Genomic DNA, 19,597 nt, shown 5'->3' on the forward strand with positions numbered 1-19,597 from the left:
GACAAGACCGGCGAGTGGGTCGACTACAACACGCAGGGCCAGGTGGTGGCCTACGGCGACAAGAACAACAATACCGTCTGGATGGTGCGCGACAAGGGCGGCACCCTGCGCGGCGTGATCGACGCCATCGGGCGCGTCTTGTACAGCCTGCATTACACGGGCAATCTGATCACCGAAGTGCGCGATTACCCGATCGCCGGCATGGCGCTGGACCTGCCCGCGCGCAGCGTCAAGTACAAGTATGACGCGGCCAACCGCCTGCATGAGGTGATCGATGCGCGCGGCAATTCGATGTTCTACGAATATGACACGAGCAATAACATCATCCAGATCACCGATCAGGAAGGGCGCGTCGAAAAGCTCGCTTATGCCGGCGCGTCGGTCGCCCAGTACACGGCCGGCGACGGCGGCGTGAGCGACTACGAGTTCGACTACGACGACGCCAACAAGCAATTCTCGACCCGCATCACGGGCCCGGAAACGGCCAGCGGACGGCGGGTGGACGACCTGACGCACGACCGTTCGGGCAAGCTGGTGCGGCGCGTGGTCAACGGGCGCGTCGACGAGGAGGTGCGCTACGATTCCGGCGCGCGGGCCGAAACCAGCACCAATGCGCGCGGATTCAGCAAGCGTACGGCCTACAACGAATTCGAGCAGGTGGTCGAGCTGACCCAGGAGGATGGCACGACGCTCAAGCGCGCCTACTCCGCCATCAACCTCGCCCTGCTGGAAACCACTGATGAACTTGGCGTGAAGACCCGCTTCGAGCGGGACGCCAAGGGCAATCTGAGCCGGCTTGTGGAAGCGGCCGGGACCGCCGACGAGCGCGCGACGGAATTGCAGGTCGATGAGCACGGCTTTGCCATCAAAAAGACTGTGAAGGGGCGCACGGAGGCCAACGGCACTGTCACGGCCGATGCGGTCACGCTGGTCACTTTTGATGCGCGCGGCAACGTCGAGACCCTTACCGAACCCGAACAGGGGTATTTCACCTTTGTCTACGACCGCTCTGGAAATCGGGTGAGCCTGACGGATCCGCGCAAGTTCACGAGCATCACGAAATACGATGCGATGGGTCTTGTTGTGAGGCATACAAACGCATTGCAGAAGTCATGGGACAGCGAACGCGATAAAGTCGGCAATGTTCTTGTGACGATCGATCCGCTCAAACGCAAAAAGACACGGCGCTACGATGCCTTCAATCGCGTGCTGGAAAGTGCTGCCGGGGCCTTGACATCTGCGACGGTCGCTTACGATCCGCAGGGTTTCCCCACCGTGCTGCGCGACGGCGATGGACGGGAAACGTTGATCGAGTACGACAACTTCCAGCGCATGAGCAAAACGGTCGATGGCATGGGTAACGCGACCTGGTTCAGCTACCAGATCGATGACGGAAGCGCGGCCGGTGCCTTGGGCAGCTTGAATTCGCCTACGGAAATCCGCTACCCCACCTATGTGCGGCGCCAGCGGTATGACGCGCTGGAACGCCCGACCGCGACCACGCTGGTCGAACGCAACGGTGCCACGCGCAATCTGCTGACCGGATACGATCCCCGTGGCCAGGTCGACAGCGACAGCAATGCCTACGGCAAGGTCGGCACCACCCAGTACAATCGCTTGGGCCAGCCCTTGGTGCTGACCGATCAACTCAAGAAAACAACGGGCATGGCCTACGACGTGCGCGGAAACCTGCTGGAACTGACCGACGCCAGGGGCAAGGTCCACCGCTTCGGCTACGACCGTAACAACCGCGTCGTCAAGGAAACCCTGGCCCTGGGGCAAACTGCGCATACTTCCTATGACCTGGCCGGAAATGTCGAGCAGTATGTCGATTTCGATGAGAGCAAAACCCGCTTCACCTACGACGATGCGAACCGGCTGGTGCAAGCCTTGTACTACGACAAGGGCAATGTGTTGCGGCGCACCGCGAAGTACGACTGGAGCGCCACCGATCGCCTGATCGGATGGCGCAACGATGACGCCGGCACGCAGTCGAGCGCGATCATCACCTATGACGACGCGGATCGGCACACCGGCGAGACCGTGACTTATCCCGGCGGCTTCACGATGGGCTATTCCTATCTCTACAGCCCGGGTGGCAAGAAGGTCCAGCTGACATGGCCGGATGGTGGCGTGATCGCTTACGGCTACAGCAAGCACGGCCAGCTCGACAGTGTCGAAGTGCCGGGCGAAGGCCGCATCAGTGTCAACGCTTTCAACTGGACAGTGCCTTCCAAGGTGACCCTGCCCGGCGGCACCGTACAGAGCAGGAAGTATGACGACCTGCTCAGTCCTGTGCAGCTCGACGTCAGCGCGCCCAACCAGCAGCCGCTGCTCAATCTGGCGAGTCGTTATGGCGCCATGCAGGAGCTCAAGGAAGACACGCGCACCGACGCCAATGCCGGCTTGTCGACGGTGAAGTCGTACGGCTACGACGATGCGTTGCGCCTGAAAACAGTCGACAGCGGTACTGGCAGCGTGTTGGGCAACGATACCGAAACCTTTACGTTGGACGAGCTTGCCAACAGGACCGCGCACAGCCGCATTGCCGGCGTCTGGACCTACGACGCCAACAACCGGCTCAAGCAGCGCGGCACCGGTGCCGACGCGACCAGCTACGAGTACGACGAGGCGGGAAATCTGATCCTGAAAAAGGAGCCTGGAGGCGTGCTCACGCAATTTGTCTATGACCTGGACCAGCGGCTGATCGCCGTGAAGGACGGTTCGCAGCGACTGATCGCGCGCTATGGTTACGATGCCGTCGGCCGCCGAATTTGGAAGGAACAATACCGGCACAAGGACGGCAGCGCGCTGGCGCCGGCCGTGCGTACCTATTTTCTTTATGCGCAGGAAGGACTGATTGCGGAAGCGACCCAGCCGGTCACGCTCAATGCCGATCTGAGCGTGAAGGCCGATGGACCGGTGTCGGTCACGACCCAGTATGGCCCGCGTCCGAATTCGTCCTTCACAACCGGCGCCTTGTTCATCAAGACAAAAAACAGCAATGGACAGACCACCGTCGGCTACTATCATCACGACCAGCGCTGGGCGCCGCTGCAGGCGACCGACCGGGCCGGTAACATCGTCTGGGCGGCCAGCTACGATGCGTTCGGACGGGCTCAGATCACCAGTCCCGCCGCTGGCGGCGGCCAGCCGACCATCGTGTCGAACCTGCGCCTGCCAGGGCAGGTCGAAGATACCGAAACTGGAATGCACTACAACTACCACCGGGATTACGACCCGCAGACCGGGCGTTATATCGAATCCGATCCGATTGGCCTTGAAGGCGGCGTCAATCCTTATGCTTATGTGGCGGGCAATCCGCTTGGAAGGATTGACCCAATGGGTCTGGCGTGTCCGGCCGACCTGAAAAGCGCTGGGAAATGTATTGATGCAGCCGATTACGATCCATGCAAGGATGGAACAGACACGTCCAAGGGAACCTCCGACGAGCAGGCTGAAAAAAACCGGGGAAGCGTCGACCTTTATCCGGATCGCGAGGCAGGCGGCAGGGTTACCAAAGACGGGAAGTTTGAAACGGCAAAATCTGAGTATAAATATACGGATGATGGCATTACAACGACCCTCCTGCTACCCCGCGACGGACAAACAAAAGACGTCGTGCATTCGCATCCAAATGGTGAAAACTGGTCTGCGATCCCGGGTCCGCAGGATGGCATGGACGATGGCTATCCAAATTACATTGTTCGTGGCGATGTGATCGGGGTGGTTGAAAAAGTCGACGGCCAATATCAATACCGTTTGATAAGAGGGCGCCTCACTTATGATCAGCGCAACGCGGTACGGAGACGTATCAATGATTTCCGGGACGCCGCCCGCAAAAAGAATCCGTGTACATGCAGCAAATAGCATAAGGTCAGCTGATGCGCATCCATTTTATGCAGCATGCCCGTTTGATTGTCTTGCTCGCGCCGTTCGGCGTGTGTGTACCGGCAAGCGGCGCAACGCTGCCCGAGCTGTGCTCGCAGATCAAGCAGTTCGCCGCGCAGGTGCCGATCGGCGTCGTCCGTACGGTGTCAATCGTTGTCAAGCATGCCGATGGTGTGGCGCCCTCGAAGCGTTGCACGACAATGCCAGCGGACGAACAGGGCATGTCGTTCTGTCGCTACCTGTCGGAACATACGTCGGGAGAAATGCTGGGTGGGAATATATCCAGAGTACACGCCTGTCTTGTCGGGGCCACGTACCCGACCGCGAAGAATATCTTTACCTATGCGATGAGCGGCAGTGTTTCTGTAACAAATCCTTTTGAACTGAAGAACGTGGCCGTTCAGCTCGATTATTCATATCGCTGGAGACCTGCCGAAAGTGATTACTTTCTCCTTACGGTGAGTGGCCTGGATGACGATCTATAAACGGCCCTGAATTCCTTGGGTACCTCGGATTCTGGCAAGAAAGCACGTACTGATGCGTGGCCGGATCGACCCATCCTGCATTATTGTTCCACGAGCGGGAATCAAATACGCAAGCGATTGCTTTGCGCCGTGGGAACTGTCGCTGACTGCCGTCCGATGCTAAAGCAGAGGCGGCGGCGCCGGCGCAATCGTACGGCTTGACCGACGAAGCGGCGAGCGCAGTACCTTGCCGCTCGCCCGACCTTGTTCTGCGCTCATCTGTCACCGGATGTTAATCCCTTTACCCATTCCGCATAACCCGGGCGCAGTATGTACGCGTTTATCACAAAGTTCTCCGTGCCGGTAATTTACTTTTGGTATTTTTGTAAAATGTCTCATTTTGCTGTAATGCAAAAGTAGACTTTTCATAATTATTGAGCATGGGAACTAATGTCGATATAATTTCCTTTCTGCATTGTTGCAAATTTTGATTGCAAGGCTGCGGACCCTTCTTATTGGCGAGCTTCGGGGAGTTCGTAAACTGTCGCGTCGGAACCGAAGATGCAAAAACGACCTACCCCTCAAGTTCCCGCCGTTCGCCGGCTCTTGCATGAAGCGATGAGCTTGCCGTTGCCGCATCGCACAAAACCCCCGCTTTCCTAGCGCCCCGGCGCCGGTTTGCTCATCGCCTTGCGAGGCGAGGGCGCAGTATTGCCACAATTTTGACGTCATGCTCCCTGGCGCGTTCGATCCTGTTTTCCTCCCGCGCGACAGCTTGCCCACCGACTAATAACACGAATATTCATGCCTTCCATCTTTATGCGCACTGCCAGCATTGTTGATCCGATCGTCCGGCTTGCACGGACAGGCGCCGCAGCCTTCCTGGCTTGCCTGGCGACCCTTGTTTTTGCCAACACGCGGCGTGTACTTGCGCGCGCCTTCGGCCTGCTCGCGCTCTGTCTCGGCATGGGCTCGACACTGGCGCAGACGCCGGTGTCGGGTGCGATCAGCGCCAACACGCGCTGGACGGTGGCGGGCGGGCCCTACGTGGTTACCGGCGAGCTGGTGGTGCAAAATGGCGCGGTGCTGACCATCGACCCCGGCGTGACTGCCTATATGAGCGCGGGGGCAAGCCTGAACGTGCAGGGCGGCAGCATCAAGGCAGCCGGCACCCAGGCCCTGCCGATCAAGGTCTTGTCGGAAAAGACCCGGCTAGGCGGCGCTGCCGCGGCCGGAGACTGGAAACAGTGGGTGTTCACCCCCGGCCCCGTCAACAGCCAGCTCGACCATGTGCTGTTCGAACACGGCAGCGGTCTGGTGGTGCAGGGCAGTGCGCCCATATTGAATTTCCTGAATATTCGCAATCAGCTGGGTGCGGCCATCACGGTCGACCTGGCTGCTTCGCCGTCCGGGATCGCTAATCAAGCCAGCGGCAACATCCTCAACGGCATTTCGGTGCCGGGCGGCGATATCACCGGCAGCGTCAAGTGGGCATTGCGCGGCATTCCTTACATCGTTGCAAACGGCGTTGTCTCGGTCGGCGCCACGCCGACGGTGTCGCAGTTCTCGCCCGATTCGGTCCAGGCGGGTCAGACCGCGACCATCAATGTGACCGGCACCCGCTTGAGCGGTCTGTCGGGCGCACATTTCGAGATCGCCGGCATGAGCGCGCAAGTGCTCGGCGGCGCCACCGACACCCAGGCCGCATTGTCGGTTACCGCCGCGAGCACCGTTGCATCGGGTCCGGTCACCATGCGCCTGCTGACCAACGCAGGCTGGTCCAATCCCACTAACAGCTTGGCGGTTGCGCGCGCGCAGCCGACATTGAGCAGCGTAACCCCGTCGCCGGTGTATGTCGGGCAAGGAACGGTCGAACTCAACGTGATCGGGCGCGACTTCACCAGCCAGTCCGCCGTCTTGCGCGATGGAATGGTATTGACCACTCAATTTGTATCTGCAACCCAATTGCGCGCGAGCGTGACGGTGCCGGCCGCCGCAGCCACGTTGGCGATCAAGGTGCGTACCCCCGATGCGGCAAATGCCGGCCAGTTTCTGCTGTCGAATGAATTGGCGCTGCCTGTTGTCATTCCGCAATTGAGCCTGACACCGGCCAACCCGACGATCATCAAAGGCGCCCTGAAAACCTTGAGCGTGAACCTGCCTTACCCGGCGCCTGCCGGCGGCATGTCCATCAATCTGGTTTCAAGCGTCCCGAGCGTTGCCAGTCTGCCTGGCACGGTACTCGTACCTGCCGGCGAAAAAGCCGTCAACGTCCAGTTGACCGGCATCGATATCGGCATCACAACGATTACCGCAAGTAAAACCGGCCTGGCCAGTGGCCAGAGCCAGGTGACCGTCGTGACGCCGCCTACGCTCACGCTCACGCCCGCCTTGTCGAATCTCGGCGTCGGCCGTACGGTGGAGTTGACCCTCACCTCCAGCGTTCCCGCGGGCCAGGGCGGGCTGACGGTCGCCTTGAACAGCAGCTCGGCGGCCACCGCCACCGTGGCGCCGTCGGCGACCATCGCCGCCGGTGCCAGCACGGCCGTGGTGAAAATCTCCACGCTTGCCCTTGGTACCACCCTCATCGATGCGCAAGCGCCTGACTATGTCAAGGCCAGCGCAACGGTCAACGTGCGCCCCTTGTCGGTGAACCTGCCGGCAGGTGCGCTGGTCGCGCCGGGGTTGACGCGCTCGATTCCGGTACGCCTGTCCGATCCGGCGCCGACCGGTGGTGTCGTGGTCACGCTGGTCAGCGCCAATCCGGCCGCGGCCACCGTGCCGGCCTCGATCACCGTGCCGCAGGGCCAGACCGACGCCAACTTCATCCTGACCGGTGTCGGCATCGGTGAGGCGTTAATCACTGCCAAGGCGAGCGCCCATGAACCGGGCCTCATGAAAGCGACGGTCGATGCGGTCAAGATCAGCTTCGGCAATCTCAGCGATTCAAGCTTGTCGCTGCCAGTCGACGTCAGCCGGGCGCTTGCCGTTACCCTGTCGCGCCCCGCTCCCGCAGGCGGCGTCGTGGTGTCCATGCTCAGCAGCGACAGCGCTAAAGCGGTGGTCAGTCCCGCGACCATCACCATTGCCGAAGGCCAGACGTCGGGCGGCGTCGTGATGGCGACTGTGCGGGGCGTGTCCAAGGGAAGCGCCACGCTGTCGGCCAACGCCGAAGGCTTGACCTCGGGCAGCCTCGCGCTCACCATCACCGGCAAGCCACGGTTGGTATTCGCTTCAAGTTCGAGCCCGACCACCGTTGCCAAAGGCATGAGAACGTATGCCTCCGAGCTGAGAATCTTGCGTTACACCGATGACAACAGGTACTACGCGTCGGAGCCCGTGACCGTCAATCTGAGCAGCATCAATCCGGGCAAGGCGAGCGTGCCGGCCACGGTCGTCATTGCTGCCGATACATCGGAAGCGTACGTCTACGTGACCGGGATCGAACTGACGGACGCCGCCGGGGTCACGATCGACGCCAGCGTCAGCGGTGGTGTTTACAGCGCGCCCGCAAGCAAGGCAACGGTCCGTGTCGTGGCACCAGTCTTCGATTTCAACGACCTGGACAAGGCGCGCACCACGAACAGCGATCGCGATGGTTTTAGTCTGAGCATTAACACGCCTGGCGCGGGTTACCCAGGCAGTCAGACCGCAGTAGGCGACATGCCGATCGCGTTGTCCATCGTCGAAGGCGCACCAGCCGGACTGGTTTCAGGATTCTTTACCGCCAGTAGCGCGGGCACGCCGGTATCGCAGGTTGTTTTGAAATCCGGCGCGAGCACGACCGATACCGTGTATATCGCCACGCCAGGCGCGACCGGCAGCTACAAGGTGCAGACGCGCGCCTTCGGTGCGACGGCGTCGACCTCGCCGCTGGTGACGGTCAGTATGCCGGGCTTGAAATTCTCGCGCACCTCGGTCGTTGCGGGCAAAGGCATGGTCAGCTCGTCCAACTGGCTGACCGTGTTCCGCGTCGCTGGCGACACCGCTACCCCAGGTGTCGAGGCCTTGACATTGAACCTGACGAGCAGCGATCCATCGAAATTGACGGTGCCGGCCACGGTCACCATCGATGCCGGCGCGTCGAGCGCGAATGTCAGATACACCGGCGTGGAGCTGACGGGCACGTCCCCGGTCACGATCAGCGCCAGCGCCAGCGCTTATCCCACTGCCACAGTCACTGCCACTGTGGTGGCGCCGACGCTCACCGTCTACGCTTCCGATACGACGCGCACACCGGTCAGCGGACGCGATGATTTGTGGTTTTCGTTCGAGGTGCCGGGTGCCAGTTCCCAATACGCAGCAAAAGATGAGCCGATCAACCTGGCTATTGTCGCGGCAAATCCTGCAGATATCGTCGGTGACTTCTACAGTGCGGTCAGCGGCGGGGTTGCGATCAAGCAGTTCATCATGCGCGCCGGCACGAACGACTCCGACGTTGTTAATGGGGCGCGCCCTTGGGTCGGCACGCCTGCCATGGCCGGCACCTACCGGATCCAGGCCAGTGCGCCGGGTATCGGTGCCGTCGGTCTCTCGGAGCTGGTGACCGTGCTGCCGCCTGACCTGAAATTCAACAGGACGACAGTGTTGGTGGGCAAGGGATTCAACACCTATAGTGCCGAAGTGACGGTGTCGCGTTCCGTCTCCGGTAACGGCATTGTGAGCGACATGCCGCTAACGATCGCGTTGACCAGCAGCGATCCGTCGAAAGTGTCCGTGCCGGCGACGGTAACGATCCCGCCCGGCTATGCGGCGGTGCAGTTGCGTGTCGGCGGCATCGATTTTACGGGCACGACGCCTGTGACGATCGGCGCGACGGCGGTGGGCTATAAACCAGCACAGCTCAGTGCGGAAACGGTTGCGCCGGTCTTCAAGTTTGCTGAACTGGACATCAAACGCAGTCCGGCAAGCATGCGCAACCCCTTCCGCCTCACTGTGGAGGTCGCGGGGGCGTCCTATCCGACTTCGCAGACCGCCATGAACGACCTGCCGATCGGATTGTCGATTGTCGACGCCAAACCTGCGGGAACGGTCGATGGCTTCTTCAATGCGGCCACCGCTGGCAGCGCGGTCACGCAAATGATCATACGCAAGGGCGAAAGCGAGGTGCTGTCTGCGGATGCCGCCTACATCGCCACCCCGGCGACGGCCGGCACGTACGCGGTGAAGGCAAGCGCCGCAGGCATCGCCAGCACCGTTTCGCCAATGGTCACCGTCACTGAGCCGGAACTGCGGTTCTACGCCTCAAGCGGTACCGTTATCGTAGGCAAGGGTTTGACAACGCATCCGAGCGAGGTCTATGTGTATCGCGCAGCGAACAAGATTGAATTCCAGGGCACCGCCGCGGTCACTGTCAATCTGGCGTGTACCTCGACGGTGATCTGCTCGGTGCCGCCGAGCGTCGTGATCGAGGCGGGGAAATCGCGGGCCGCCTTCACGGTGACCGGTATGGGGCTTGGCAACACGACAATTACCGCGACCGCCGTCGGCTACAGCGCTTCGCAGGATGTACCTGTGTCGGTCATCGCACCGTCGATGGCGCTGAGCACGCCAAGCAGGGTCGCCATCGGTGGAACAGGCCATGTGTCTTTTTCCTTCAATACGCCGGGCGCCAACTATGGAGGTTCGCAGACTGCCGCCAAGGACATCGTGGTCAACCTGACCAGCAGCGCGCCAGGGGTGGCAACCGTGCCGGCCTCGCTGATGGTCAAGGCGGGTAATACCAGCTCGGAAAGCACGTATGTGACCGGGGTATCCGCGGGCACGACGACCGTGACCGCCAGCGGCAGCGACATCAATAGCGTGACGTCCGACGTCATCACCGTGTCACCGTAAGGAACGGCGATGACTCTCTCCAAGAACAATTTAAGCGCGCACCTCATGCATAACAACGTGACCGATTACCGCACTCCCAACACTTCCCGGCGCCTGGTGGCGCGGGCGGTGATGACGGCCATGCTGGCCCAGATGATTCCGCTTCCGGCGCTCGCTGGCCAGTTGACGGTGGCCGACGGCGTGACCGTCAAATTCGGCCAGGATGCCCAGCTGGTCGTGCGCGACCAGCTCACGACCGGCAAGGGCATCGTGCTGACCAGCCAGAAGGACGATAGCGCCGGCGGCGCCAGCGGCGCCACGGCGCAGAAGGGCGCCCCCGGCGACTGGCGCGGCGTGCGCCTGGAAACATCGGCAGCCAGCTACGGCACCGTGACCCTGTCGGACCTGGTGCTGCGCTTCGGCGGCGCTGCCGATATCGATGGCGCGGGCGCGGCGCTGACCGTGCGCGCGCTCAATTCGGTCATGCAGAACCTCGATTTCAGCGACAACCTGGTCGGCCTGCGCCTGCTGGACGTGTCCAACGCCACCTTGCAAGGCACCAGCTTCATGCGCAACGGCACCGGCATGGACGTCGACAAGAGCGCGCCGACGGTCTCGGGCAGCCAGTTTGTCGGCAATACCGCCTTTGCGATCAATAACAAAACCCCGGCCACAACGGTGCTTGCCACCAACAACTGGTGGGGCAACGCCAGCGGTCCGCGCGAAGCGGGCGCTAATCCGCAAGGGCAGGGCGACAAGGTCTCGACCGGCGTCAACTTCGCCAGCTACCTGGCGGGGCAGCCCTTGCTCAATCCGACCTTGCGCATGGCCGTGCCGGCCATCTACGTCGAGCAGCACGCGGTGGCGCTCGAACTGTCGTGCCTGAACGCGACCGAATATCGCCTCGCTGAAAAGGGTGCCTTTGCGAACGTCGCGTTTGCTCCTTTGACGAACGGGCGCGGCCAGGTCACGTTTACCACGTCCGACGGCGACGGTAACAAGGGGATCGAGGTCCAGTACCGCAATGCGGGCGGCGCCATCGTCAGCGCGTCGCTCGCCGGCGGCGTGCTGGTCGATACGCTCGCCCCCGTGGTCAGCATCAGCTCCCCGGCAGCCGGCAGCGTGCTCGCCCAGCCGGTATCGATCCAGGCCAGCGCGACCGATCTCGGCGGCATTGCCAACGTCCAGTTCTTCATCGACGGCGTGCTTGCCGCGACCAGCGTCAATGCGCCGTACAGCTACGCCTGGAATCTCGACGGCAGCCCCGATGGCGCCCACACCATCAAGGCGGTCGCCACCGACCTTGCCGGACGCAGCGCCGAAAGCAGCAGCGCCATCACCGTCAAGCGCTCCGCGGTGGTGCCCGATACCGCCGGCCCGGACCTGGCCAATATCAGTTTCAATGGGGCGGCCTTGGCCAACGGCGCGGTGCTCACGCGCAGCGCGGCCCTGACCCTGTCGGCAAGCGACCGCAGCGGCATTGCGCGCATCGACTTGCTGCTCGACGGCGCCGTGATCGGCACCGCCAGCGGCAGCGCGACCTACACCGTGATGCTGGACCTGGCCAATGTGGCCAACGGCGCCCACACGCTGGCCTTGCGCGCCACCGATTCGCTCAATAACGTCAGCACCAGCAGCTACACGGTGACGGTCAACCATGCGGCGCCGGCGGCGCCCGCACTGACCCCGCCGGCTGGCGGCAGCACCACCCGCGAGGCGCTGTTCAGCGTGTCGGGCAACGCTGTGCCAGGCGGTACGGTGCAGTTGATCCTGAACGGGAAAAACGCTGGCGCGACCATCGTCAGCGGCAGCGCCGGCCAGTTCTCCGGCAGCCTGACCCTGGCGCCCGGCGTCAATGAGATCAAGGCCACGGTGACCGACCAGTACGGCACCAGCGCCGCTTCGGCCCCGCTCGCCGTCACGCTCGACGCCACCGTGCCGTCCAGTCCGGGCAACCTGACGGCCCTGGCGCAGCTGGCCGGCAAGGTGCATCTGGGCTGGACCCGTTCGGTCGATCAGAACACCATTGGCTACCATGTGTATCGCGCCGCCGCGCCATTCGATTCCATCAGCCAGGCCGTAAAAGTGAGCAGTGCGCCATTGAACGCGGTGCAGTTCGACGACCTCCCGCCGCAAGACGGCACCTGGTCGTACCGCGTGGTTGCGCTCAACCAGGCCGGCACGCCTTCGCTGCCGAGCAATCCGGTGCAGGCCAGGTCGGACAGCACGGCGCCGAAAGCGGTGTCGATCGTCTACACCCCGCTCGGCAAGACCGATGCGGCAAGCGGCCGGGTCGGCCAGGGCAAGGTGAATGTGGTGCTGACCGTCAGCGAACTGCTGGAATCGGCGCCGTATCTGTCGCTGATCGTGCAGGGCACCCCGCCGATGCCGGTAGAACTGAGCAAGGGCGCCAGCAACACCTATACCGGCAGCTTCGTGATCGACCAGAAGACCGGTTCCGGCACCGCCAATGCGCTGTTCTCGGCGCGCGACGCGGTCGGTAACCGCGGCACCGAGATCGATGCCGGCGCCACGCTGGCCATCGATACCGCCGGCCCCGCGCTGTCGGGCATCGTGCTCAATCCGGCCTCGCCGATCAAGAATGAAAACGGGGCAACGGTCAACGTCAGCCTGACCTTCAGCGAAGCGCCGGCAAGCATGCCGCAAGTGAAGTTCTCGCTGTCCGGTTCCTCGGGCAACCCAAGCGCGCTGAGCGGGCTGGCCAAGGTCAACCCGACCACCTACAGCGGCACGCTCACCTTGCCGGCCAATGCCGGCATGGCCGGCCCGGAAGCGCTCAGTTTCAGTGTGCTGGCGCAGGACGAACTGGGGAATGTCTCGACCCGCGTGTCGGCATTTAACCGCTTCCAGGTCTACAAGGGCGATTTGCCGCCGCTGAACGTGCCGTTCGGCTTCACAGCGCTGGCCCAGCCCGGCGGCAAGGTCAAGCTGAGCTGGCAGGCAGTCGAGGAAGCATCCAGCTACCAGTTGTACCGCCAGGCGCCAGGCCAGCAAAGCCTGACCGTGCTGAAACGGACGTCGGGCATCGACTACATCGACCAGGCCAGTCCGGACGGCCTCTACAAATACGCCGTGGAGACGGTGCGCGCCTCGAACGGGCAAGAGTCGCTTTCCGGCCAGAGCGCCGCGCAGGAAGTGACTTCGCGCGCGAATGCGCCCGGAGCGCCGCAAAGCCTGATGCTCAAGCTGGCCGGGCCGGGCGTTGCGGCCAGCTGGCAAGCGCCGCTCTCGAGCTCCGTCGCGTACTACAACCTGTACCGTGCCGGCGGCACCAGCATCGGCAGCATTGCCGGGCTGACCCCGCTCAAGTCGCGCATCACGACCTTGCTGACCTACGACAGCAATCCGTCCCCGACCCAGGGCGCGTATGTGGTCACCGCGGTCGACGCGGCCGGGAACGAGTCGGCGATGTCGAACTCGGGCTACCTGAACGCCAGCCTGTTTCCTGTACGTCAGCTCAGGGTGGAGCAGATCGACAACAACCTGCCAGTGGTGAGCTGGAGCGCGCCGAACGGCAGCGTGGCCGGTTACCTGGTGTACGCCGGTCCGGACAGCGCCAGATTCAAGCTGACCCCAACGGTCAGCGGCGCCACCAGCCTGACCGATACCGGTTACAGCGCCGGCGAGCGCCGCTACACGGTGGTCTCGGTGGACGCCAACAACGCCGAACAGCCGCGCAGCATCGTCTTGCCAAGCGTGAGCACGGCCATCGTGAGCGGCCTGCCGATCAAGCGTGGCATGATGAACCGGCTGCAGGCGCAGGTCGTCAACACCTCCGCCAGCAAGCTCGATAATGTGCGTGTGGTCGTGCGTTTGCCGATCGACAAGGAAGGCAAGCAGTTCAAGGACCACCAATCGGATCCGTTCCCGCTCGGCGCCAACCAGACCCGCCTGGTATCGGTGATCGTCGGCGGTTATGCCGACCTGGGCGGCGCTCCACTGGCGCAGGTCGGTGTCGAGATCGCTCAGGACGAGGATAGCCTGGTCAAGGTCGCACGCAGCCAGACCCTGTCGGTGAGCGAAGGCTCGCTGGTGGTCGGCATCAGCACCGACGGGTTCACCCGCGGCGGCACCGGCAAGGTCAAGCTCAACATCGAAAACACGGGCGACGTCGACGTTGAACTGTTGACCGCGACCGCCGGCGGCGCCAAGGAATCGACCGAACTGCGCTTCAAGATCCTCGATGGCGACGGTAACGTGCTCGCTACCCAGGCCTACAAGCAAGTCATCGGGCCGGACGTGATTTCCCTGGCCAATGGCCAGACGGTGGCGCGCATCGCCGCCGGCGCCAACTACGTTTCCGACGTGTTCGAAGTGAACGTGCCGGCCTCGAGCCCGAACGCGATCCGCGTCAGGCTGGAAGTGGACAAGCTGCGTTACCACAGCGGCGAAGCGGACGAAGTGCAGGTCGGCGGACGCGGTTCCGAGCGCGTGGTATCGCTGCTCGACACCGCTTACTACGTCGAGTTGAGCAGTGTTACCCCGACGCACTCCTTCGGCGACCAGAAAATCGTCATGAGCGGCCGCGCCCTGGAGCGCGTGACCAATGTGCCGATGCCCAATACCCGCGTCAAACTGGTGTTGAACCAGGAGGGTTTTGAACGCACTCTCTCGGTCCTGACCAACAGCAAGGGGGAATTCGACTATGCCTTCGAGCCGACCGTCAGCGATGCCGGCCTGTACAAGGTCAGCGCGGTGCATCCGAGCATTACCGATCGTCCGGAGCAGAAGCAGTTCACGATCAACCGCGTCACGGTGGGACCGAACCCTTACGCGCTCGACATTCCGAAGAACCTGGCGTTTTCGATTCCGTTCGTGGCCAAATCGGGTCCGGGAACGGAGGCGAAAGGCTTGCGCCTGACACTCGACGCGGCGACCCAGCCGACCGGGCAAATTCCTGCCGGTATCAGCGCCCAGATGGCGCCGGCAATGAACATGACGGAACGCCAGACGCTCAATGTGCCGGTGGTGTTCAAGGCGAGCAACGAGGCCCAGCCATCCGGCACCCTGATCTTCAGCGTCGTCAGCGACGCCGAACAGGGCAAGCCGATGGGACAGGTCAAGGTCAACTACACCTTGTCGGAAGCCAAGCCTTACCTGGTCAGTGCGCCGACGATGCTCGAGACCGGCCTGTCCCAGGGCGCGACGCAGATCGAAACGGTCACGTTCAAGAACGCGGGCCTGGAGGACACCGAGGACTTGCAGTTCACGCTGACCAAGGAAGACGGCAGCGCGGTACCGGCCTGGGCCAGCATTGCCAGCCAGTCGGGCGGCAAGCTCGCCATCGGCGCCAGCCGCGCGGTCGACCTGTCGTTCGCGCCGCCGCAGGGCACGCAGGCGGAGCGCCATGTATTCAAGCTCAACGTGGCGGCGGCGAATTTGCAGCCGCAATGGACTTGGGTGTATGTACACCTGACGCAGAGCGGCAAGGGCAACGTCCACTTCAAGGTGGCCGATATCTACACGAAGTTTCCTGACAAAGACGGCAAGATCCCCGAGGGGCTGGCCAACGCGACGATCACGATGACCAATGAAGACGTGCCGAGCGTCACCAGCGAACTCGTCACCAATGTGCTGGGCGAAGCGGACTTCGTCGACCTGCCGGCTGGCACCTACAAGTTCCGCGCCAGGGCCGCCAATCACCAGGAAGTCGGCGGACGCCTGCTGATCAAGCCGGGCGTGAAGGCGACCCAGCCGGTCTTCCTGAACTACAACCTGGTGACGGTGGAGTGGAGCGTGCGCGAAATCGCGATCCAGGACCGCTACGAGATCACCTTGAACCAGACCTTCGAGACGAATGTGCCGGCGGCGGTGGTGGTGTTGCAGCCAGCCGGCATCAACCTGCCGAAGATGGCCCCGGGCGATGTGTATTACGGCGAGCTCACGCTCACCAACTATGGCTTGTATCGTGCCGACAATGTGCAGCAGCGCTTGCCGACCAATGACCGCTATTTCCGCTACGAATTCCTGGTCGATGTACCGCCGGCCCTGGAAGCGAAGCAGCGTGTGAGCCTGCCGTTCCGCGTGATTGCGCTCGAATCGCTCGACGGCGCGGTCAGTACCGGCGTGGCGTCGGGCGGCGGCTGTGCCGGTTACTCGAACGGCTACGGTGTCGTGTGCGAATACATCTGCGCCAACGGCGCCAAGACGACCTGCGGCGCGAGAACGGCGATCGTATCGCCGCCGGCGATGAGTTGCCCGGGTAGCGGCGGCGGTATCGGCGGCGGTGGCGGCGGTTCCGGTGGCTATGGCGGCAGCAGTTCGCCGCCGCCAAAAGCGAAGCCGATCAAGGGGCCGAAGGGCAAGAAATGCGTCAAGGTGCCTGAAGGCGGCAAGGCCGCGCCACAAATGTGCAGCTGATTCCAAGAATGAAAATGAAGAAGACGACGATGAAAACCAGCGTAGCGCGGGCCTCGGCGAGCGTGAAATTCCTGTGTGCGCTGGCCGGGCTGGTCCTGAGCGTCACAATGGGGTTTGGTCACGCCCAAACCAAGGTGTCGCCCAACGGGGTGTCTATCAGTATCCCGAATGGCACGGCGACCATCATGGTCGACGACATGAAACTGTCGAGCACGGCAGGAACGGTGAGCTGGGGGCGCGTCTGGACGGGCAAGGAGTGGAAGTTCAATCCGCACTGGGAAAGCCTGTCGCAAAGCTGGGCCAACCTGACCGGCTCGTCGTCGACCAGCTCAAGCGCGCCGGCCATGCTGGGCAAGCCAATGGACGGCGAAGAGTCCAAGGCATGCTGGGTCATGGTCGACGAAGACTGGAAGCCGTCCACCGGCCTGGTGCTCATTGGCGACAAGCCGATCGGCATTGCCATGCTGTCGGAACGGACCACTCCCTTCAACAGCCTGATGGGCGAGAAGGACAAGGAAGACTATCCGACGCCACGGCTGGTTTCTTCCGACTATTTTTCTTTGTGCATGCATGGGGATGCGCAAAAGACGGCGCCGGTGCGCGACCTGGAAGCGGTGCGGCGCAAGAACGAGCTGTATACGGGCGAGCAGGGCCGCTATGCCTTTTCGAACCGGACCATGCTCGACAAGCGCGCGGTCAATGCCGTGCCGGACACGGCCAGCGCGGCCGCGTACACGCAACTGGCGGCGGGCAGCATGATCGTGGCGCCGGTCAAGATTGCCAATGGTTACCGCTGGAGTGACAAGACCGGCGAGTGGGTCGACTACAACACGCAGGGCCAGGTGGTGGCCTACGGCGACAAGAACAACAATACCGTCTGGATGGTGCGCGACAAGGGCGGCACCCTGCGCGGCGTGATCGACGCCAACGGGCGCGTCTTGTACAGCCTGCATTACACGGGCAATCTGATCACCGAAGTGCGCGACTATCCGATCGCCGGCATGGCGCTGGACCTGCCCGCGCGCAGCGTCAAGTACAAGTATGATGCGGCCAACCGCCTGCACGAGGTGATCGATGCGCGCGGCAATTCGATGTTCTACGAATATGATACGAGCAACAACATCATCACGGTCACCGACCAGGAAAAGCGCATCGAAAAGCTCGCTTATGCCGGCGGGTCGGTCACCCAGTACACGGCCGGCGACGGCGGTGTGAGCGACTACGAATTCGACTACGACGACGCCAACAAGCAGTTCTCGACCCGCATCACGGGCCCGAAAACGGCCAGCGGACGGCGGGTGGACGACCTGACGCACGACCGTTCGGGCAAGCTGGTGCGGCGCGTGGTCAACGGGCGCGTCGACGAGGCGGTGCGCTACGATTCCGGCGCGCGGGCCGAAACCAGCACCAATGCGCGCGGATTCAGCAAGCGTACGGCCTACAACGAATTCGAGCAGGTGGTCGAGCTGACCCAGGAGGATGGCACGACGCTCAAGCGCGCCTACTCCGCCATCAACCTCGCCCTGCTGGAAACCACTGATGAACTTGGCGTGAAGACGCGCTATGAGCGTGATGGCAAGGGCAATCTGATCCGGCTTGTGGAAGCGGCCGGGACCGCCGACGAGCGTGTGACGGAATCGAAAGTCGACGACTACGGGTTTACCACCATTACCACGGTCAAGGGACGCACCGAGGCCAACGGCACTGTCACGGCCGATGCGGTCACCCTCACCAGCTATGATGCCCACGGCAATATCGCGACCGTTACCGAACCTGAGCAGGGGCACTTCATCTTCGTGCACGACCGCACTGGAAATCGTGTCAGTTCGACAGATCCGCGCAAATTCACCAGCGTCATGCAATACGACGCCATGGGCCTTTTGGTGAAACGTACCAATGCCTTGAACAAGTCATGGCGTCTTGCCCGCGATAAAGTCGGCAATCTGCTCGTAACGACCGATCCGCTCGAACACAAAACAACGATGCGCTATGACGCCCTCAATCGGGTGCTGGACAGTGCGGCCGCCTCGTTAACGCCGGCAACCGTTGGCTATGACCGCCAGGGCTCGCCCACCGTTGTACGCGATGGCGATGGGCGGGAACAGTTGATCGAATACGATAATTTTCAGCGCATGAGCAAACTGGTCGATGGCATGGGTAACGCGACCCGGTTCAGCTATCAGATCGATGACGGAAGCGCGGTCGGAACCTTGGGTAGCTTGAACTCGCCTACGGAAATCCGCTACCCGACCTATGTGCAGCGCAACCGGTATGATGCACTGGAACACCCTACCGCAAGCACCCTGGCCGAGCGCAACGGCGTCACGCACACTGTGCAGACTGGATACGATCCGCGCGGCTTGGTTAATGGCAACATCGATCCCTATGGCAAGGCGGACACGACGCAGCATGACCATTTTGGTCAGCCATTGACTCACACTGATCGACTGAAAAAACTCACCCGCATGGCGTACGACGTGCGCGGCAACTTGCTGGAGGTCACCGATGCCAAGGGCAACGTCCACCGCTTCGCTTATGATCGCAACGGCCGCGTCATCAAGGAAACGCTTCCCCTAGGACAAAGCGCGCATCTGTCTTATGACTTGTCGGGAAATGTTGAGCAATACATCGATTTCAATCAGGGTAAAACCCGCTTTACTTACGACAATGCGAATCGGTTGGTAAAGAAGTTATTTTACGATAAGAGTGATGTGTTGCAGCGGACGGTAAAGTACGACTGGAATGACGCTGATAGCCTGATTGGATGGAGCAACGATGACGCTGGCACACAGTCCAGTGGCATCATTGCCTATGACGATGCGAATCGCCATACGGGCGAGACGGTGACTTATCCGGGCGGATTCACGATGGGCTATTCCTATTCGTACAGCCCGGGTGGCAAGAAGATCGCATTGAAGTGGCCTGATGGCGGGGTGGTCGGCTACGGCTACAGCAAACACGGGGAGCTCGACAGTGTGGAAGTGCCCGGCGAAGGCCGCATCAGTGTCAGCGCTTTCAACTGGACAGCCCCTTCCACTGCGATCCTG

5 protein-coding genes are annotated in these 19,597 nt (G+C 62.3%); all 5 read left to right on the forward strand.

From position 1 onward, the window contains the following. Positions 1-45: 45 nt before the first annotated feature. Positions 46-3,870 (forward strand): RHS repeat-associated core domain-containing protein, encoded by a 3,825-nt coding sequence (locus tag F1735_RS28635; protein ID WP_222853104.1) that lies wholly within the window; start codon positions 46-48, stop codon positions 3,868-3,870. A 14-nt stretch (positions 3,871-3,884) separates the two neighbouring features. Then, positions 3,885-4,376 carry a hypothetical protein gene (locus F1735_RS28640; RefSeq protein ID WP_167240095.1) on the forward strand — a complete coding sequence of 164 codons (492 nt, stop codon included), beginning with the start codon at positions 3,885-3,887 and terminating at the stop codon, positions 4,374-4,376. 783 nt (positions 4,377-5,159) lie between these two features. Beyond that, positions 5,160-10,190 carry a hypothetical protein gene (locus tag F1735_RS28645; protein ID WP_167240096.1) on the forward strand — a complete coding sequence of 1,677 codons (5,031 nt, stop codon included), beginning with the start codon at positions 5,160-5,162 and terminating at the stop codon, positions 10,188-10,190. Positions 10,191-10,199: 9 nt separating this feature from the next. Then, positions 10,200-16,550, forward strand: a complete 6,351-nt coding sequence (locus F1735_RS28650; RefSeq protein ID WP_167240097.1) for an Ig-like domain-containing protein — start codon at positions 10,200-10,202, stop codon at positions 16,548-16,550. Positions 16,551-16,564: 14 nt separating this feature from the next. Beyond that, the coding region (locus F1735_RS28655; protein WP_167240098.1) for an RHS repeat protein at positions 16,565-19,597 on the forward strand (3,033 nt) is incomplete at its 3' end.

This window comes from Massilia genomosp. 1, from assembly GCF_011682185.1.
GTDB lineage: Bacteria > Pseudomonadota > Gammaproteobacteria > Burkholderiales > Burkholderiaceae_D > Telluria_A > Telluria_A rubra.